The organism is Vibrio scophthalmi LMG 19158 (assembly GCF_000222585.1).
GTDB classification, from domain to species: domain Bacteria; phylum Pseudomonadota; class Gammaproteobacteria; order Enterobacterales; family Vibrionaceae; genus Vibrio; species Vibrio scophthalmi.
The window spans coordinates 1-3,279 of sequence record NZ_AFWE01000081.1; the positions used below are offsets into that span (position 1 = coordinate 1).

A 3,279-nucleotide genomic window follows, 5' to 3' on the forward strand; every position below is an offset into this window, starting at 1 on the left:
GGTAGCACGCTTACTATCAAAGTCTGAATCATCGCCGTTCTTGGTGGTGGTCATGGCGTTTAATGAATCGCTGAGTGATTGTGCTTGCTCGGTTGCAAGGCTATTAATGAACAGTTGCTGCGTCAGCGCCTTGTTGCGTGAAACGGCTTTATCTACGGTGTTACCATCTTCAAAATCCACATAGGCTTTCATGCCATCAAAGCGATTTTTCAGAGAAGTGTACACATCCAGCGCCGCAGGGGGCGTGGTTACAAGGTTGTGCACATCATAGATAAGGTCTGTTACTTGCATTGCGAGTTGCCCTGGATAAGCCATCAACAAGCCTACGTTGTTTTTGAAGTTATCAATCGCATCTATCCAGTTACCGATATCATCCGGCAAGTCTGGTAACTGGTTCACCATCTCTTTCAAGGAATCGCTGTACCCGTTAAAGGTATCGAGTAGGCTCTCTTGCGCGTAACTTGGTAGTTCTTCGGTTTCAAACTGCGTCTCAAACTCTTCAATGGTCGCTTCACGTGCGCTTGATGCGGCGCTCTTGACCTCTTCCGAGGTGTCAGCCACTTGGCTTGGAAAAAGAGGGTTTCCCGCTTCGAACACTTCAAAGCTAATGGTGGCATAGCCGCCGTTCTTGGTGCTAAGTGAGTGCGTAACCTTACCAATCTGAACGCGTTGACGTCCCCACCAAGGGTGAACCATTTCACCAGGACCTGGTTTATTGAGCGCTTCTAAAATCGCCGCCAGTTGAACAAGGTAATCATCACCCAAACAAAAGCCGGTTACTTTTTGCTGACTCAATACTGCGCCGTTATCTTCTGTCCAGCCCGTCTCGCGTTTTGGGTAAGCATGAGGCACGGCGCGACGTCCGCCCGTGCCTTCAATACCATCCACGAAGAACTCAACCCCACGAAAGGATGCGGGGCGGTAGTCGTGGTTGTTTTCGGTTGTCATGTTCATGATTAACCTCCAAAGAATCCGAGGTCTGAGCCTGCGTAAGCGCTAAAGTTCATACCAGGGCTACTCGATGTCACGCTCTCAATTGAGGTGCGCTTATCTTCCACAATGACTTTAACTTCACCTTGTACCTCTTGAGGTTTACCTTCAAAGAATGAGCCTGCATAGTCGCCAATCTGGGAACCACTAAACGAACCCACTAGACCACCAAGAACACCACCGATGGCTGTGCCTAAACCTGGTGCAATGAACGTCCCAATGGATGCCCCTAATTTTGCGCCAAGCCAGCCGCCACCCATTGAACCTGCGGCGCTGCCTACATCAGACGCATCGCCACCATTCATGGCAACATCAGCAAGTTGTACGCCGCCACCTAACAGACCAAACACACGGCCACCACTGTTTGCCATCAGCATTCTCGATGCGCGGCTATTACGAAGGGCATTAAAGCGACCGCCTTTGTTGCTAGGGCCATCAAAAGCGCCATCGAGCACGCTAAAATCAGGGCCACCTAAGCGCAAAGGGTTCGAGTTTGGACCGCCAAGTCGAGGACGACGCTGACCAAGGCGATCACGACGACGACCACCATAATCTCCGCCGCCGTAACCACCACCAAAGCCAGAACCAGGCATGTTAACCACAAAAACGCGCTGCACGCCCATATTGCCCAACTCACCCATACCACCAAGAGGGCTGCCGTTCTTTCCTTTTCGGTAGCGATTCCAGAGCCATGATGCGCCTTTGAATACGCCGATTTTGCGCATGATCAATGTTGCACCACCAATAGCAGCAACCCATTTACCGATGTTGTAGGCGCTTTGAACAGTCTCTGTATTCATGTTTCGCAGTGTGCTAGCAAGATCAGATAATGGTTCGTTTAGCTGGTTATTAATGAAAAAGTCCCAGGATGTTGCGAGCCTCTGCAATCCACCTGTAGAGTCAGACGCTATACGCTTGGAGTCTTCAAAAATTTGATTGAAATTCACATCCAATTGAGCAAATTTGTTAAAGCTATCCACTTGCTCTTTTTTGATCATTTCAGCAGAGATTTGGTTAAAACCACGTCTCGCTTCATCACCAAAAATCATACCGATGCGCACCATGTTACCGTCAAATTTGGTAACGATATCAGTCATAATTGACGGTAAATCCCTTAGAACATCACGACCTTGTTCATTCTTTTCATAAATATTGATACCAGACATAGCCAGTTGACGCTGTTTCTGAGGGTTTTGTAAGTCCCCTAACAGGGCCTCAAATGTTGTCGCCGCCACATCAGGCGTACCTGTTGCAGAGTTTAATACCTGCATCGCTGCACCAAGTTCGACAATAGCACTCTCACCTTGGCGACCAGTAGCCGCGTAAGCAGAAAGTAATCGAGGGCCAAGTTGAGCTAAATCTTTCGCCTCAACCGCGCCAGCCTTACCTTGTGCAACAAGGATATTCAATCCCCGTGAGACATCTGTTACTTCGAGTTTTTTTAACTCAGCAACCAGCCCGCCAATATCACCACCCATAGCCCCCGTAGCTTGAATTGCTTGACCGAGCGCCTCCATGTTCTTACGTGCGTATTCTAAGTCGCCCGTCCGCGTAACAATCGCCTCGATAGCTGAAAGCAATTCCCTTGGGTCTATAGCGATATCTTTGTCCATTGCAGTGTTATAAACCTCATCTTGAAGTTTTTTAACCTGCTCGGCACTGATTTCAGCCTGAACACCAATGCGATTCATACGACGCTCAAGGGTGATCGCATTACGAAAACTCACGCCACCCGCAAGAGAGGCCGCAAAGCCAGCGTAACGGCTACCCATGCTATCTAGGCCAGCATTGATACCTCGCATCGCTTGCTTTGATGCGGTGTTCATAATTTGAAAAGAAAGGCGCGTCTCCCGCGCCATTGATTTCATTTCCCGCTGATAAAGGCGAGAGCGTTCTGTTAAGTTACCCGTCAGATTTAGGCGGATACTAGCGTTGAGTTCGCTGCTCATTGAGTTTTCTTAACCTCTTGCATTCATTTAAAAAACGGGACATCGGTTTATCTAAAAAATGGTGCACATTGCCGTGGTAAAACTTCGCTAATATCAACGAAGATTCATTGATGATTTCGGCATACGCGATTAGCTCTTTCCCCGCGCAATCAACGCTTGTGCGGCTGCGGTATCCATCGCTTTAATATGAGCCTGGATAATATCAAGGTCAGCCGCGTGCAAACCTTTGATATCCGCAGGGCTCATCGGCCCTTGAATGTCACCAATGCTCTTAATTTGACGACGCATTAGAGCAACACCCGCTTTGATATTGCTGCGCACCAGCACGTAGTTTGGCTCA

General features: G+C 48.7%; 3 protein-coding genes. All 3 read right to left on the minus strand.

All coding sequences use genetic code 11. The features are described 5' to 3' along the window. Nucleotides 1-954 (minus strand): DNA circularization protein (locus RH88_RS07465; RefSeq protein WP_005594645.1); only part of this gene is annotated, 954 nt, incomplete at its 3' end. Nucleotides 955-956: 2 nt separating this feature from the next. Beyond that, entirely contained in the window at nucleotides 957-2,939 is a 1,983-nt protein-coding gene (locus tag RH88_RS07470; protein ID WP_005594647.1) for a phage tail tape measure protein, read from the minus strand. Between the two features lie 129 nt (nucleotides 2,940-3,068). After that, a partial coding sequence (locus RH88_RS23560; RefSeq protein ID WP_005594649.1) for a phage tail assembly protein occupies nucleotides 3,069-3,279 on the minus strand: 211 nt, incomplete at its 5' end.